This is a genomic window from Nostoc sp. UHCC 0252 (assembly GCF_034931145.1).
GTDB lineage: Bacteria > Cyanobacteriota > Cyanobacteriia > Cyanobacteriales > Nostocaceae > Nostoc.
Genome location: NZ_JAYGHE010000035.1, coordinates 61945 through 77036, shown reverse-complemented (window position 1 = coordinate 77036; position 15092 = coordinate 61945). Strand labels below are relative to the sequence as shown.

Genomic DNA, 15092 nt, shown 5'->3' with positions numbered 1-15092 from the left:
CGGATTTCTCTTAACATTCAACACTTTTGCCGTAGACTATATAACAATACCAATACAAACATCACAGCTTCTACGGTTAACCTTAGAAGCTGTGACAAAAAATTGGCGTTTGTTAAAAGCTGAGATGATAGCTAATTTAGTCCATCAGATGTTGCTGGACTTTTGAAACTAATTCATTTGTCCAGTAGTTGGTAAGTTCGGCATTGGCGGCTTCTACCATGACTCTGATTACTGGTTCTGTACCAGAGGCGCGAACCAGGATTCTGCCAGAATCACCCATTGCTGCTTCTGCAAGGGCGATCGCTTGTTGCACTGGTTCGCAATCTTGCCACCCCAAACGGCGATCGCGATCTACAACTCGCACGTTCCGCAAAATTTGCGGATATGTCTGGAAGCTTTGATCTACTAATTCACTAAAGAGAACACCTGCTTCTTTGACCAAAGCTGCGATATGTAAGGCTGTTAACAAGCCATCTCCAGTAACAGCATAATGACGGCAAAGAATATGACCTGATTGTTCGCCGCCTAACATTCCCCCAGTTCGCTGCATTTCGGCTTGTACGTATTGATCGCCGACGGCGGTACGAATTAAGTTACCACCAATTTGCTGCCAAGCTTTTTCAAAGCCTAAGTTAGCCATGACTGTAGATACAATCAGGTTGTCTGGTAGTTGTTGGTTTTTTTGTAAATGCCGTCCCCACAGGTAGAGAATGTAATCGCCGTTAACTTGTCTACCAGTGTTGTCTACCGCTAAGACGCGATCGGCATCGCCATCGAAAGCAAAGCCGATGTCGGCGTTGTGTTCTTGGACTGTGGCGGCAAGAATATCTAAATGAGTGGAACCGCAGTTGACATTAATGCGATCGCCATCTGCTTCGTTATGTAAGCAGATCACCTCTGCCCCCATTTCTGTAAATACTGATGGCGCTAACCCGACTGCTGCACCCCACGCCAAATCTAAAACAATCTTCATTCCCTGAAGATTTAGGTCACTGTTCAAGGGTTTTTTCAACGCATCGCCGTAATGCCCCACTAACTCAAAACGTGAGTAATGCCGTCCGCAATTACTGACTTTAGCAATGGGTGATATTTTCCCACGCAGTCCCGCTTCTATTTCTGCCTGTAATATTTGCGGTAACTTGCCACCATTCGCACCAAAAACCTTAATTCCATTATCTTCTGGGGGATTGTGGCTAGCAGAAATCATCACTCCACCGATCGCATCACTGATGCTGGTGAGATAGGCAACGCAAGGAGTAGGACATAATCCCAAATACCAAACCTCTAACCCTGCTGCTGTTAATCCTGCACTCAAAGCCATCGCTAGCATATCGCTGGAGTTTCTAGAGTCCTGTCCGAGAATGACTGGCCCTATTTGAGTAGCATGGTTACGTAAAACAATCCCCGTCCAAAAACCAACTTGTAATGCTAGGGGCGCACTTAGTAATTCTCCGACTCGTCCGCGAATCCCATCTGTACCAAATAAGGGATTTGCTGGTAGTGGAATTAAATTCAGCCCAAAACTGCTCTCAATCCCTTTGCCTAAACCTTCAACCTCGGAAGTAGAACCCCCAGGAATGCCCGATGTCCGAGTTATAGATGAAACCATATATTTAAACACTCCACACAATCACACTGAAAAATAGCACTTAAGACTTTATTCAGCAATTTTGACATGCTTTTTCTCTTGAGAAATTCATTCCAAATAAAGCTACTTTTACGTAATTATACTTAATTGATGACTTTGGAATTGTAAATATTCCATGAAGTCAGTATTAGCTTTTACGTTATCAGTAAAGTTTCCACATTTTAGCTAATTATTCCTTTTATGCCATTAACTTTAGCTTTGATTCTTATCTGTATTCGTTCACACTTTGCAATGCTATTAAAAGAAAATAGAACGTAAGAAATATTACTTAGATTTCATCATCAATGCTTTTTAGGAAAACTCCGAATGAAAGCTAAAGTTAGCTAATAACAACAAAAAGTCAAAATCCGGCAATGTAAAGTTATATTTCCATAGCTTTACCATTGTGTGTTTTTACACGACGGCAAAGCTGCTTAAAAAATTTTAATATAAATTCTCATCAAATAGTTTTAAGGTAACGTTTTAATGGCTTTTTTAGCCGTTAGTGAATTAAAACTCGGCAGTTAACTTTTTAAAGTTGAGAATTTTAGCATGAGCAGCAATTTAGCAACCAAATTACGTGTAGGCACTAAGAAAGCCCACACAATGGCAGAAAATGTAGGTTTTGTCAAGTGCTTTTTAAAAGGAGTAGTAGAAAAAAACTCTTACCGGAAACTAGTTGCTAACTTCTACTTCGTCTACTCAGCGATGGAAGAGGAAATAGAAAAACATCGCCAGCACCCAATAGTTTCTAAAATTAACTTTCCTCAGCTAAACCGCAAGCATAGCCTAGAACAAGACCTAAGTTATTACTTTGGTGCAAATTGGAGAGAGCAAATCAAACTATCTCCCGCAGGTGAAGCTTATGTACAGCGCATCCGAGAAATATCTGCTACAGAACCGGAATTGTTAATCGCCCATTCATACACTCGTTACATAGGTGACTTATCCGGGGGACAAATTCTCAAAAACATTGCTGTGACAGCGATGAATTTGTCTGATGGGCAAGGAACAGCTTTTTATGAGTTTCCAGAAATTCCTGATGAGAAGGCATTCAAAACAAAGTATCGGCAAAGTTTGGATGAATTACCCCTTGACGAGGCGACAACCGATCGGATCGTTGAGGAAGCAAACGCCGCCTTTGGCACGAACATGAAGATGTTCCAAGAATTGGAAGGCAATTTGATTAAAGCGATTGGTGTAATGGTGTTCAACAGCCTCACACGGCGACGGACACGCGGTAGTACTGAACTCGTCACTGCTGAGTAAACTTTATTAAGTAAGATTTTGTAAATTTAGGGGCAACGTCCCTGGGTTCACCTGAATAAAATCAGGCGATCGCGGGGATGTTGCCCCTACTGCTTTTGGAGTTTGTTAAGAGCTTGTGCTGCGTATTGATGACCAGGATTTAGTCTAAGTGCTTCTTGAAAAGCAGCGATCGCTTCATCGTTTCTATCGTTGTAGTGAAATAATATATAATTACCTAGTCCGTAGTAAAGACCAGATATCGGCTGCGGCTGAACTTTAGCAGCGAATTGGCGAAAAGCAGCCATAACAGAGGAAAATCCCTGCTTGTCATATATTGCTTCACCAGTAATTAAACAGGTTTGAAGGTGATAATTAAGTTCAATTACTTGATGGCAAATAGCTAAAGCTTCATCTAGTTTCCCCTGTTGTATGAGTGCTGTAGCTAACATTCTATATATTTCTTCAATACACCTATTGGGTTCAAGAGCAATTACTTGACGAAATGCAGCGATCGCTTCTTCTGGTTTTTGTATATCTAACAACCACGTTCCTAAATCAGTGTATATCTGAACACTAGGTTCGATTAGGAGGGCTTGTTGATAAAATGTCAACGCCGCTTCTGTTTTATTCTCATAAGATAATAGCTTTGCTAATCTCACATAAGCTAGAACATCATTAGGTTTTTGTTTGATTACCGATAGCCAAAGGTCTTCCGCCTCTTGGTAGTTTCTGATGTTCTCAGCATATTTTGCTTGTTTTATCAACAGCTTAATAGTTTTAGCAGAATTCATTTGCGGTAATCTTACTAATTCCTATCTACAGACTATATAAACCCTGATTTCTAATCTAGTCAGCGATCAGGGAAAATATCAAGAGGTACAATTAATTAAATAATGGCAACAAAAATTCCTGTTACAGTAATTACAGGCTTCTTAGGTAGTGGAAAAACTAGCCTAATTCGCCACCTGCTACAAAACAACCAAGGCCGCCGCATTGCCGTTTTGGTCAATGAATTTGGCGAACTCGGTATTGATGGCGAATTATTAAAATCCTGTCAAATTTGCCCCGAAGATGGTGAGGGCGACACTAATATCTTTGAATTAACCAACGGCTGCTTATGCTGCACCGTGCAGGAAGAATTTTACCCAACGATGCAAGAATTAATCAAGCGGCGGGATAGCATCGACTGCATTTTGATTGAAACCTCCGGTTTAGCCTTACCAAAACCATTGGTGAAGGCTTTTCGCTGGCAAGAAATTCGCAACGCCGCCACTGTGGATGCCGTGATTACCGTAGTAGATTGCGCGGCGGTAGCAGCAGGGACATTTGCTAGCGATCCAGATGCGATCGCAGCCCAGCGCCAAGCAGATGATAATCTAGAACATGAAACACCCTTGCAAGAACTGTTTGAAGACCAACTTGCTTGTGCAGACTTAGTGGTGTTGAATAAAATTGACTTGGTGGATGCCGAGACAAAAGCGAGAGTTGAGGAATTAATTAAGCAAGAGTTACCCAGAGTGGTGAAGATTGTCGAGAGCGATCGTTCTCAACTTGATGCATCTATATTATTAGGATTTCAAGCCGCAGTTGAAGACAATTTAGATTCTCGTCCTAGTCACCACGATACCGAAGAAGACCACAATCACGACGAAGAAATTATTTCAACTAATTTAGTTTTGGATCGTACCTTTGATCCAGAAAAGCTGCAACAGCAGTTAGAGAAATTAGCACAACAACAAGAAATTTACCGGATTAAGGGCTTTGTGGCAGTGCCAAATAAATCTATGCGTTTGGTGATGCAAGGCGTAGGAACGCGATTTGATAAATTTTACGATCGCCCCTGGAAACCCGAAGAAGCTAGGCAAACCCGCTTAGTTTTTATTGGACGTGATTTGAAGTCTTCAGAAATCGAATCACAACTTGTAGCTTTGTAAGTATAATCAGATCCCCGACTTTTTTGAAAAGTCGGGGATCTATATTCTGAGGTTAGTAGTTTTCAAAACATATAATAACTGAAAAGTCTTCACTTCACAAAAATATGACGATCTCTCAACTTTTTAATGTCGCAAACCTTTTCGTGTTGCCTTTTTGGGCGTTAATGATTTTATTGCCAAACTGGAAAATTACACGGCAGATAATGTCATCATATTTGCCTTTTGTGATTTTAGCTGGGGCGTATGTGTATTTGTTTATCAGCAGCATTACGCCAGAAAATGCCCAAGCTTTATCGAATCCCCAATTAGCTGATATCGCTAAATTTTTTGCAGATGAAACGGCTGCTGCAACAGGTTGGATTCATTTTTTAGTGATGGATTTATTCGTCGGTCGCTGGATTTATTGGGAAGGACAAAAAACAGGTATTTGGACAATTCATTCTCTTGCACTGTGTTTGTTTGCTGGCCCTATGGGATTACTGTCTCACATCTTGACTTACTGGATTGCTAAGACATTTTTCCCCAATTCTCAGCAGAATGAAATAGTTACGATAGAAGAAAAAGCGTAAAAATCAGATCCCCGACTTCTCAAAGAAGTCGGGGATCTTCTAGTTAACCATTGTCGTGTCTATAGTCGGCATCTAACCAACAGCGTGGTAAAACTTCACCTGAAGGGAAAATGAGATTTTCTTTTTTAAAAGTTTCAGGTTGCTGTTCTTCTTGACCTTCTTGGTCTTTTCCGTGAACAACATCATTATTCGGATCAATTAATTCCTGAATTTCAACGATTTTTACCAATTCACCACTATCTTTGACTTGTAAAAGCATAGAAATTGCCTCAATGAGTTTGCATGAAAGTTCAAAGCGAGTCTCAAGATCAACTCGCTTAAATCTAAACTGATTTTGAACGCGGAGATTCCTTAATTGTTAAAGGAAATTTTTATCAGACCACACAGAAATTACACGATATTCATCTATGTGTATCTGTAAAATTAGTTTTTATAAAGTTATGACAGAAAAATATTACCTAATTCAAAAGAAAAACTTGAATCAGGAAATACTGATAAATTAAATTGTCCAAGTAATATAATCTTGGTTTTAGCAACTAGAAATCACGTTGATACTTTTCCAAAATATCTACTAAAGTGACTTGGCATTGCAGGGGTAGTAAATCGATTAAAGGAACTTCACGTTTCCCGCCGCCAATTTTTATTGGAATCGCTCCCAAAATCTGTAACACTCGGTCTTCATTTACAGAGTTAGAAGTAATTAAAGGATACAGTTGCTCGGCAACAACTGTATGCAGTTTGGCATTAGATAAATAAAGATGCCATTTGGCAACGTCTATGTAGACATTTTCGCCAATTTCAGCTGCTAGGGCTTCCAGTAGTTCTGTGGTGTTAGTCTTAGCCATAAAAATAACCCTACATTAAGAAAAAGTGCGAAATCTCAGGCTTTTTTACATTATGGCTCAATTAATAGCCTAATCCTACTACCAGAAGTTACAATCGCCCCAGCATGAGTAATCCATCTTCAGGTGGATTTTGAGGGAGTTTCGGTGTAGTTAGCGATCGCACTAATATAAAGCAGATGTGCTAACACTATTCCCGTCCAACTTAACGTTACCAAAGGCAGCCACTCCCAGCTAGTGCTTTTCAAGATGTGGAAAAACCACAAGCCAGAGTTAATGGTAGCAGCGATCGCTACATGCACGGCAAAATTCATCCGGTCATCGATCTTGCGATAATCAGGGTCTTTGCGATCGGGTTTGCGAGGCCAACGAGGAGGCATAAATATTTGTTACAGAAAATACACCCTATTTATTCTAAGGTTTTTGTGGCATTGGTTGCTATTAGACCCTTACAAGCAGTCATAATTGAATTGAAAGTCAAGAGCCTGTGGGTTAAATCAGATGACTATCTTTGAGCAAATAGACCCCGATCTCCTCTATCCAGATAGTGACGGCAAACCAATGGCAGACAATACAGAACAATATCGTTGGATTGTCCTGATTAAGGAGAATTTAGAGATTCTGTTTGCTAATAATGACAATATTTTGATTGCGGGAGATTTACTTTGGTATCCAGTCCGTTCTCGGCTGATTACACCAACTGCACCTGATGTAATGGTTGTTTTCGGTAGATCCAAAGGAAAACGTCGTTCCTACCGTCAGTGGCAAGAAGATAATATTCCACCGCAAGTAGTCTTTGAGATTCTTTCTTATAGTAATGATACTAAGGAAATGGAGCGTAAACTAGAGTTTTACGATACTTACGGTGTTGAAGAATACTATTTATACGACCCTGAAAGTTTTCAACTAGATGGCTGGTTGCGGCAAAACAACCATTTGAATAAGCTATGGCAAATGGATAGTTGGGTTAGTCCCCGCTTAGGAATTAGATTCCAAACGGGGCAGGGAGAGTTAGTAATTTACCGTCCAGATGGACAGAGATTTTTGAATTCCCTAGAACTCAATCAACGGGCAGAACAGGCTGAGTTACTGCTAGAACAAGAACGCCAACGTGCTGAATATTTAGCAGCATATTTGCGTAATCTCGGCATTGATCCTGACAATCTTCCATAACTGGGGACAAGGGGACTTGTGAGAACTTGAAACAAATCTTTCCCCTTGTCCCCAATTCTCCTTGTCCCCTTGTCCTCTTCCCAGTGCCCAATGCCCCAAAATAGAGTAGCTTATTGCTCTGACACCTCATAATCTCCTGATTTTCCGCCACTCTTACTTATTAAACGAATCGATTCAATTTGAATCGACTTCTCTAAGGCTTTTGCCATATCGTATAAAGTTAGCGCAGCCACAGAAACGGCGGTTAAAGCTTCCATCTCTACACCAGTCTCAGCTTTGGTTTTGACTGTGGCTTGAATTTGATAACCAGGTAGTTGGGGATCGGGTATAATTTCGACTGCAATTTTTTGCAGAGGCAAGGGATGACACAGAGGAATTAAAGCGGCTGTTTGCTTGGCTGCCATAATCCCAGCCAATCTTGCAGTTGCTAACACATCGCCTTTTGGGACATTTCCGGCTTGGATAGCAGCGAAGGTTGCTGGCAGCATTCGCACATTGGCCTCGGCTACTGCTTGGCGAATAGTTGGTGCTTTCTCAGACACATCCACCATCTGCGCCTGTCCGTGTTGATCTAGATGGGTTAAGTTGGGAAAATTAGATGAAAAATTATCTTGCGCCATTTAGTTAGAACGTGTTAATATAGATTGTCGGTGAGGGCGTGTAGCTCAGTGGACTAGAGCACGTGGCTACGGACCACGGTGTCGGGGGTTCGAATCCCTCCTCGCCCGTTTTTAAAAAGTTAAGAGTTGAAAGTTAGGAGTGATGAGTTAAATTTCATCGCTCCTAACTTTTAAGTTTTTCAAGGCATAGGCATCTGGAGCTAGACCTATTGCAAAACGGAAGGAGTTAGATAGGTTTTTGCTCGATTGGGTGAGGAAGATGACAAGTGCAAAAGAAGTGATTGCAGCACCGTAGCCAAACATATCGCGGTAGCCTACAAGTTCAGCGATGCTACCCAAAAGAGGAGCGGCGATCGCAATTCCCAGGTCAAGTCCAGCTATACATATAGCAAAAATTTGACCCCGTTCTTGTGGCAGCGAGCGGTCTGCCATCATCGTCACCATCATGGAGATGAGTGTACCACCACCAGCACCTTCAGCGATCGCAGCCAGTAAGAAAAATATCGCGCTGTCAGCCTGCCACAACAGTATTAACGCTAGAACGTAGAAAAAAATACCAAAGGTAATAAATAAACCACGCCCAAAGCGATCGCTTGCCTTACCAGAAAACACCCTGATACTAAAACTAGAAATTGCCGCAATTGTAAAAAACAGTCCGCCATTGAAGTCTACCTGGCTGGATTTGAGGAACAACGACACAAAAGTATGTACAGCACCAACAGACAAGCCAGCTAGCAACATAACTATTGTTGGAACTCTCACCTGTGGACTGCCCAAAATTTGCCAAAAGTTGCGATTATTCCCCTTAGTTCGTTCCTGTGTTTGCACTGGCGGATTCATGACTTGTACAATCCCCAAGAAAGCAAGAAAACCCAATTCGGCGGATAACAGAAATAATATCCCGTAACCACTTGTAGCTTCTAAATATCCTCCCAAGGCGGGGCCAATTGCTAAACCAAGGGGAGTTGCGAGAGTCATGTAACCAATGATTTCGCCACGAAGTTCGGCGGGGGCTAAATCTGCGATTAAGGCACTGTAGCCAGTGGTAAAAGCGGCAATACTAATACCGTGAAAAATCCGCACCAAGATTAATAACCCGATTGATTGGGTTGCCAAGTAACCAAAGGGTGCGATCGCGGCTACTATCGTCCCAATCAGCAAAACAATTTTTCGGCCACGTTTATCGGCTAACCGTCCCAGGGTTGGGCGAGATAGCAATAAGCCAATGGCGAAACTACCCATTACAATCCCAATTTCTTGCTTACTTGCGCCTATATCATCGATGTAAAGCGGTAAGGTTGGTAAGAGTGCAGACAAACTCGACCAGAATAATAAACCTGCCGTAAATAAAATCAGCAGGTTGCCTCGCAGTTCGGTGTCAAAAGTACTAAATGCTTTCAAGGTAGATGCAATTTAATGGTTTTTTGTCATTTGTCATTTGTCATTTGTCTAGAGTCAACCAATATTTACTCTTAATTATTTGCTAATGACCAATGACCAATGACTAATGACTAATAACTATTGTTACGTTACTTAACATTTTTTGCTACTACTTCTCGCACGCGATAGATAGGCCGTCCTTGGGATTCATGATATGTACGCATGAGTAATTCTGCCAGAAGGCCGAAGCAAAATAACTGCACTCCAGTTACTAGCAAGAGAACAGCCAAAATCAGCAAAGGGCGATTGCCAATCATCTCACCTAAAGCTAATTTGACGAAAGTCAAGTAAATTCCGATCGCAGTTCCCGAAACCATTGAAATCAAGCCCAACAGTCCAAAAACGTGCATTGGGCGGGTGAGGAATTTTTTCATAAAGAGAATGGTTAACAAATCCATCAACACCCGGAATGTCCGCCAAATTCCATACTTACTACGACCAAAGCGACGGGCATGATGGCGCACGGGTACTTCAGTAATTCTAGCTCCTTCGATGTACGCCAAAGCAGGTAAAAATCGATGTAATTCTCCGTAGAGGTTCATGTCTGCCAAAAGTTCTGCACGATAGGCTTTCAGCGAACAGCCATAATCATGAATATTTACGCTAGTAGTGCGGCGAATTAACCAATTGGCAATTTTGGAAGGAAGTAACCGATTTACAGCACCATCTTGGCGATTTTGCCGCCAACCACTCACTAAATCGTAACCTTCATCCAGCTTTGCTAATAACATAGGGATATCAGCCGGATCGTTCTGGAGATCGGCATCTAAAGTAACGATCGCTTTCCCGACTGCATAATGAAACCCAGCAGCCATCGCCGCAGTTTGTCCGTAGTTGCGACGCAAAATCACCGCCTTTAAATCTGTGCGGATTTGCGCCTCTTTTTTCAGAAAATCCCCAGAACCATCTGTAGAACCATCATCCACACAAATGATTTCATAATTTACCTGACTAGACGATAAAGTAGATGCGATCGCTTCTAATAAAAGCGGCAAACTTTCCACTTCGTCATGGATCGGCAGCACCACCGAAACATCTGGGACAATAGCTGAAATCGCCCCATTCTCCTCAAGCAACCCACTCCTCATATTTCTTCGCGCCCTTCGCGTCTTCGTGGTTCGTAACTCTTAAAAACTCTACCAGCCCCTCGCAGTTGCTGATAGTACGACTGACTAACAGCATCTCCCTGTTCCGAGAGAATATCAATTCCAATTCCATCCCGTCCTTGATCTTTCCCAGAACTATGGATGTAATAACCATCCGCCAAATAAAGCCCGACATGGGTTGCTTTTTGGCTAGTTCCAAAAAATACCAGATCCCCAGCGACTAATTCTGCAATAGTAATTGGTTGGGTGAATCCTTCCTGTTGATAAGCATCTCTAGGTAGCCAAATACCTACCGAAGCAAATGCCGCCTGCATCAACCCAGAACAGTCATAATTTGGGCCAACCGTACCACCCCAAAGGTAATAATTGGATTGTTGCATCGCTTTCTGGGTAAAAGCAATAACCTCTGCTAGGAGTTTTTTAATTTCAGATTCAGAAAATGTTGCCGCCTGATAAGGTACAGTAGCAGGTTGTAATGAATCAAAATCTGAAAGCGATACCCATCCGGGATAGTCATCTTCGCACAAATACACCTCGACGGCTAAATTTTGATGATTTGATGTTACCCACAAATGTCTTCCAGATGCAGATTGAGTTGATAAACGTGTACATTCAGGAGAATCATATAAATTAAGGTCAGCGAAACACTGATACTCCCCTGATTTTGGATTTTGGATGTCGGATTTTAGATTAAAGGACATTATTAGAGAATGATTTTTTTTAATAAAGACGAACAACTCGAAAATATTGGTAATGGCATTTTAGATGCAACTTGGGCAGAATTTCCGACTTTAGCCCGGAATCAAATTGCCTTAACTTGGGTTGTTTACGATCCACCAGTGCTAGTAAATACTGGTGGGGCACTGACTCCCAAAGCTTTTTGGGATCATCCAGTCCGTGGTTTTACTTATCGCGGTGTTGAACGAATTTATCCCGCCAGTATAGTCAAGCTATTTTACCTAGTGGCGGTAAATGAATGGCTAGAAAAAGGGATGACTCAAACCTCCAAGGAGTTGGAACGCGCTTTGCGGGATATGATTGTCGATTCTAGTAACGATGCTACCAGCTTGGTTGTGGATATTTTAAGTGGTACTACATCGGGGCCAGAATTACCAATCGGGCCCTTTGAAACCTGGAAATATCAGCGTAATATCATTAACCGCTATTATCAATCTTTGGGTTGGGAAGAAATGGAGACGATTAACGTCTGTCAAAAAACTTGGGGTGATGGCCCTTATGGACGAGAACGGGCGTTTGTCGGAGAGTTACTAGAAAATCGCAATATGTTGACAACAAATGCGATCGCTAGGTTGCTGCATAGTATTGTAGGTGGAGTTGCGGTTTCTAGTGTGCGATCGCAAGCAATGATGGCTTTACTGAAACGTCCTCTCAACGATTTACCCACTGACACCGAGGAAAATCAAGTAACAGGTTTCTTAGGCGGTGGACTGACTAAAAATGCTCAAATTTGGTCAAAAGCAGGTTGGACAAGTCAAGTTCGCCATGATGCTGCATATATTGAGTTACCAGAACAACGCCCTTATCTCTTAGTGGTATTTACCGAAGGGAAAGCCCAAGCTAAGAGTCAGGCTATTTTGCCCTTTGTTTCTAATTTAGTTGCCGAAGCGATCGCTAGTCTATGAACAACAAGATCCCCGACTTCTTCAAGAAGTCGGGGATCTAAGGCTTCAGATAGGATTGCTATATTTCAACTTAAATTCATCAAACTTCAATACTTTTGAATCCGGCTTGCGAGTATCAAAGCGATAACTACTTATCGTACCTGTTCCCGTATCAAAAATACTAAAAACCGTAATATCATTACTCGCAATATAAGGCATCTGCTTACCATCTTCACCCAACAAAGGAGAAATTGTTGGCACTATTGGTTCTAAACCATTGGGATCGCCAAGCTTAACATAATCCTCTTGATATCCAGTTGGCACTTCTCGCTTTCTGTCACCCCAAGCAGCACCATAAGTATTGCCCACATTAGATGTTTCTAAAAAGTGCATTCCACTAGAACTAACAAAACGATTCCACAAATGGGAATGCCCATAGAATACTAATTGCACATTAGCCGCTTCTAATAAAGGTACAACATCGCGGATAAGATAATCTGCATCTTTCGGGTATTCGTAACGTACAGATTTGATATTATCCCCATTCCGTTCAATTATTTGAACAGGTTCTGTATAAGCAGGAACTATATTATCACCCAGAGTATGAGGCGGATGATGAAACATTACAACTTTGTATTTTGCTTGTTTAAACTCAGGGCTGTTGAGTTCTGCTTCTAGCCAATTATACTGCTGACTGCCTTTAGCAATTGGCTCATAAATTACCTGTCCATAACCCCAATCTTCAGGATTATTTAAATCTTTTTCAGCTTCTCGATATCTACCCTTAAATTTTCCATTTAAACTGGGAGTCCGCCACATATTTGTAGCGTATAGTACTACCAAACGGACATTACCAAAACTGACTGCATAATACCTTTTTCCACCCTCTTTACTTTTTGGTAAAGAGAAAATTTCTTCGTAAGTCTTAGTATTAAAAGAATTATCGATTAAAGATTTGTCTCGGTAGATTCTTTGAGCAACTGGACGGGGAATTGTATCATCAAATTCATCATTTAAACTTCCCGCCCTGGCAAAGCGCCCCATCACCTCATGATTACCAATGCAAGGAAACATGGGTGCGTGTTGAATTATTTGTCCACCAGTGTAGGTTGTCTTAACGTTGTTGTGCGTCATTTCATATTTAGCACGACCTTGTAAACCGGGAAACAACGCACCACCACCATTATCATCAAACCATTCTGAGGCGCGATCGCTAATATTGATCAAATCACCAGCAAACCATACTCCATCAACTCGTCCAATCGTTTCTACCACCTTTTGCAGATTTGCTGCTGTCATCGGCTTTAATTGATGATCTGAGGTAAGTAAAATTTTTAGTGGTGTATCTGGTTTGGGAGTAGCTGCAAGACTAAAAACATCACTGCTAATACTCGCGTCATCTTCTCGGACACTCGTCACACGATAATTTACCCGCACATCAGGAGTTAAGCCAGTTACTTCAGCTTCATGTCGCCAAATGTCACGCCAGACAGGTTTTTGATAAACTTCGCCGTCTTTGGTTTGGTTGGCAACTCTTGATTGTTGGTCTTCACGAGTGCGGCTGAGTTTGGTAGTATTTGCCTTAGCAGTTAGTTTGAGATTTTCACCATAGGTTACTGTGTGATTAACACCAGCAAACTCAGTAAACCAAACTACTTGCACTGAGGTTTCAGTTGGCAGTTGCAAAAATGGGTCGGTGAGCAGTTGGGGTGCTGATGTCATAATTGTTTGCCCAAATGAACGCACACTTACCACAGTAAAGCATATAACAAGCGCAAGTATAACCACTAAGGAAATTTTACGGCTACGTAAGCGTCTGAGCATGAGTAACATACCAAATTTTATCGGGTGTCTATGACTGAATGCAATTTTATTATTAGCTTGTTTAAAGCGGTCTATTTTTATTGCTTAATTTTGGGCTGTTTTTCGTGTTCTTTACACCCTCTGAACGCTGCTGACTAATTTTGCTTTCGGGTAAAGTGCTATTAAACTAACTCTCTAATTTTATGCTTCAGTTTCAACCTTCAGGCTTTGGACATAAACTTATCCATACATCATTAGGGGCAATGGTTTACTATACCCAAACGAATGCACCTTGGGCGGTCGCTGATACTGAAGATTTACCTCCACTACTATTTCTCCATAATTTTGGTGGTGGGGCATCTGCTTATGAATGGTCTAAAGTTTATCCGGCTTTTGCCTCTAATTACCAGATTTTAGCCCCCGATTTAATCGGCTGGGGAGAATCGGCTCATCCCGTTCGGGATTATAAAATTAGGGATTACCTCAGCACGATCGCAGAGTTTATCATCGAAACGTGTCGCCAGCCAGTGACGGTAGTAGCCTCGTCTCTAACAGCCGCTTTTGCTATCCGCCTAGCTATCGTTCAACCCAATTTATTCAAAGCACTGTTTTTAGTGTCTCCCTCTGGATTTGATGATTTTGGGCAAGGTGCTGGACGCAGACTTCCGCTTTCGGTAATCAATGCGCCTTTGTTGGACAATTTTATTTATGTTCTTGGTGCTGAAAATGAAATTGCAGTGAGAAATTTTTTACAAAGTTTTCTGTTTGCTAAGTCACAACGAGTATCTCAAGAAATGGTAAATGCTTATTTAACCTCTGCACAACAGCCTAATGCCAAATTTTCCGCCTTGGCATTTTTACGCGGCGATCTTTACTTTGATCTGAGTTTATATATCCAGCAACTGACAATTCCCACAGTCATGTTTTGGGGAGAAAAAGCACAATTTACCAACATCAAACTAGGACGACGCTTGGCAAATTTAAATCCAAGAGCAATTCGAGATTTTTATGCGATCGCAGATGCCGGAATATTACCTCATTTAGAAATACCAGAAGTCATAATTGGTCTATTACAACGACATCTTCGCTAACCAATTCCCAATTCCCA

The 15092-nt window shown here is 41.6% G+C and carries 16 protein-coding genes and 1 tRNA gene; 7 read left to right on the top strand and 10 right to left on the bottom strand.

What is annotated here, in order from left to right; all coding sequences use genetic code 11:
* Window positions 1–136: 136 nt before the first annotated feature.
* Window positions 137–1609 carry a phosphoglucosamine mutase gene (gene glmM, locus VB732_RS19740; RefSeq protein WP_323232598.1) on the bottom strand — a complete coding sequence of 491 codons (1473 nt, stop codon included), beginning with the start codon at window positions 1607–1609 and terminating at the stop codon, window positions 137–139.
* A gap of 570 nt (window positions 1610–2179) precedes the next feature.
* On the opposite strand from glmM, the gene VB732_RS19735 reads away from it, so the two are divergent.
* Window positions 2180–2896 (top strand): heme oxygenase (biliverdin-producing), encoded by a 717-nt coding sequence (locus tag VB732_RS19735; protein ID WP_323232597.1) that lies wholly within the window; start codon window positions 2180–2182, stop codon window positions 2894–2896.
* Between the two features lie 86 nt (window positions 2897–2982).
* On the opposite strand, the gene VB732_RS19730 is transcribed toward VB732_RS19735, so the two are convergent.
* Window positions 2983–3666 carry a tetratricopeptide repeat protein gene (locus tag VB732_RS19730; protein WP_323232596.1) on the bottom strand — a complete coding sequence of 228 codons (684 nt, stop codon included), beginning with the start codon at window positions 3664–3666 and terminating at the stop codon, window positions 2983–2985.
* Window positions 3667–3768: 102 nt separating this feature from the next.
* Here VB732_RS19730 and cobW point away from each other — a divergent pair, with 102 nt between their 5' ends.
* Together cobW and VB732_RS19720 are read left to right on the top strand one after the other, a co-directional pair.
* Window positions 3769–4809 carry a cobalamin biosynthesis protein CobW gene (cobW, locus tag VB732_RS19725; protein WP_012407429.1) on the top strand — a complete coding sequence of 347 codons (1041 nt, stop codon included), beginning with the start codon at window positions 3769–3771 and terminating at the stop codon, window positions 4807–4809.
* A 104-nt stretch (window positions 4810–4913) separates the two neighbouring features.
* On the top strand, window positions 4914–5378 hold the full coding sequence (locus VB732_RS19720; RefSeq protein WP_323232595.1) for an ABA4-like family protein: 465 nt from the start codon (window positions 4914–4916) through the stop codon (window positions 5376–5378).
* Between the two features lie 43 nt (window positions 5379–5421).
* Here VB732_RS19720 and VB732_RS19715 read toward each other — a convergent pair whose 3' ends face one another.
* From VB732_RS19715 to VB732_RS19705, 3 genes are all read right to left on the bottom strand, one after another.
* Window positions 5422–5637, bottom strand: coding sequence for an acetyltransferase (locus VB732_RS19715; RefSeq protein WP_251957542.1), 216 nt, complete (start codon window positions 5635–5637; stop codon window positions 5422–5424).
* Between the two features lie 277 nt (window positions 5638–5914).
* Entirely contained in the window at window positions 5915–6223 is a 309-nt protein-coding gene (locus VB732_RS19710; RefSeq protein ID WP_323232594.1) for a DUF3181 family protein, read from the bottom strand.
* A gap of 119 nt (window positions 6224–6342) precedes the next feature.
* Window positions 6343–6600, bottom strand: coding sequence for a hypothetical protein (locus tag VB732_RS19705; RefSeq protein ID WP_323232593.1), 258 nt, complete (start codon window positions 6598–6600; stop codon window positions 6343–6345).
* A gap of 121 nt (window positions 6601–6721) precedes the next feature.
* On the opposite strand from VB732_RS19705, the gene VB732_RS19700 reads away from it, so the two are divergent.
* A complete protein-coding gene (locus VB732_RS19700; RefSeq protein ID WP_323232592.1) occupies window positions 6722–7393 on the top strand; it encodes a Uma2 family endonuclease in 672 nt (223 codons plus the stop codon).
* 110 nt (window positions 7394–7503) lie between these two features.
* Here the strand turns inward: VB732_RS19700 and moaC are convergent, their stop codons facing one another.
* Window positions 7504–8013: a cyclic pyranopterin monophosphate synthase MoaC gene (gene moaC, locus VB732_RS19695; RefSeq protein WP_323232591.1), complete on the bottom strand. Its 510-nt coding sequence runs from the start codon at window positions 8011–8013 to the stop codon at window positions 7504–7506.
* A 34-nt stretch (window positions 8014–8047) separates the two neighbouring features.
* On the opposite strand from moaC, the gene VB732_RS19690 reads away from it, so the two are divergent.
* Window positions 8048–8121 (top strand) — tRNA-Arg (locus VB732_RS19690).
* Between the two features lie 39 nt (window positions 8122–8160).
* Here VB732_RS19690 and VB732_RS19685 read toward each other — a convergent pair.
* The 3 genes from VB732_RS19685 to VB732_RS19675 all read right to left on the bottom strand — a co-directional run bounded on the left by VB732_RS19685 (window position 8161) and on the right by VB732_RS19675 (window position 11260).
* A complete protein-coding gene (locus tag VB732_RS19685; RefSeq protein WP_323232590.1) occupies window positions 8161–9414 on the bottom strand; it encodes an MFS transporter in 1254 nt (417 codons plus the stop codon).
* Window positions 9415–9542: 128 nt separating this feature from the next.
* Window positions 9543–10541, bottom strand: coding sequence for a glycosyltransferase family 2 protein (locus tag VB732_RS19680; protein ID WP_323232589.1), 999 nt, complete (start codon window positions 10539–10541; stop codon window positions 9543–9545).
* Window positions 10538–11260: a C40 family peptidase gene (locus VB732_RS19675; RefSeq protein ID WP_323232588.1), complete on the bottom strand. Its 723-nt coding sequence runs from the start codon at window positions 11258–11260 to the stop codon at window positions 10538–10540. The genes VB732_RS19680 and VB732_RS19675 overlap by 4 nt, the downstream gene beginning before the upstream one ends.
* Before the next feature lie 9 nt (window positions 11261–11269).
* Here VB732_RS19675 and VB732_RS19670 point away from each other — a divergent pair, with 9 nt between their 5' ends.
* Entirely contained in the window at window positions 11270–12202 is a 933-nt protein-coding gene (locus VB732_RS19670; RefSeq protein WP_323232587.1) for a serine hydrolase, read from the top strand.
* 45 nt (window positions 12203–12247) lie between these two features.
* Here the strand turns inward: VB732_RS19670 and VB732_RS19665 are convergent, their stop codons facing one another.
* On the bottom strand, window positions 12248–13903 hold the full coding sequence (locus VB732_RS19665; RefSeq protein ID WP_323232586.1) for a metallophosphoesterase family protein: 1656 nt from the start codon (window positions 13901–13903) through the stop codon (window positions 12248–12250).
* Window positions 13904–14187: 284 nt separating this feature from the next.
* On the opposite strand from VB732_RS19665, the gene VB732_RS19660 reads away from it, so the two are divergent.
* Window positions 14188–15075: an alpha/beta hydrolase gene (locus tag VB732_RS19660; RefSeq protein WP_323232585.1), complete on the top strand. Its 888-nt coding sequence runs from the start codon at window positions 14188–14190 to the stop codon at window positions 15073–15075.
* Window positions 15076–15092: the final 17 nt, after the last annotated feature.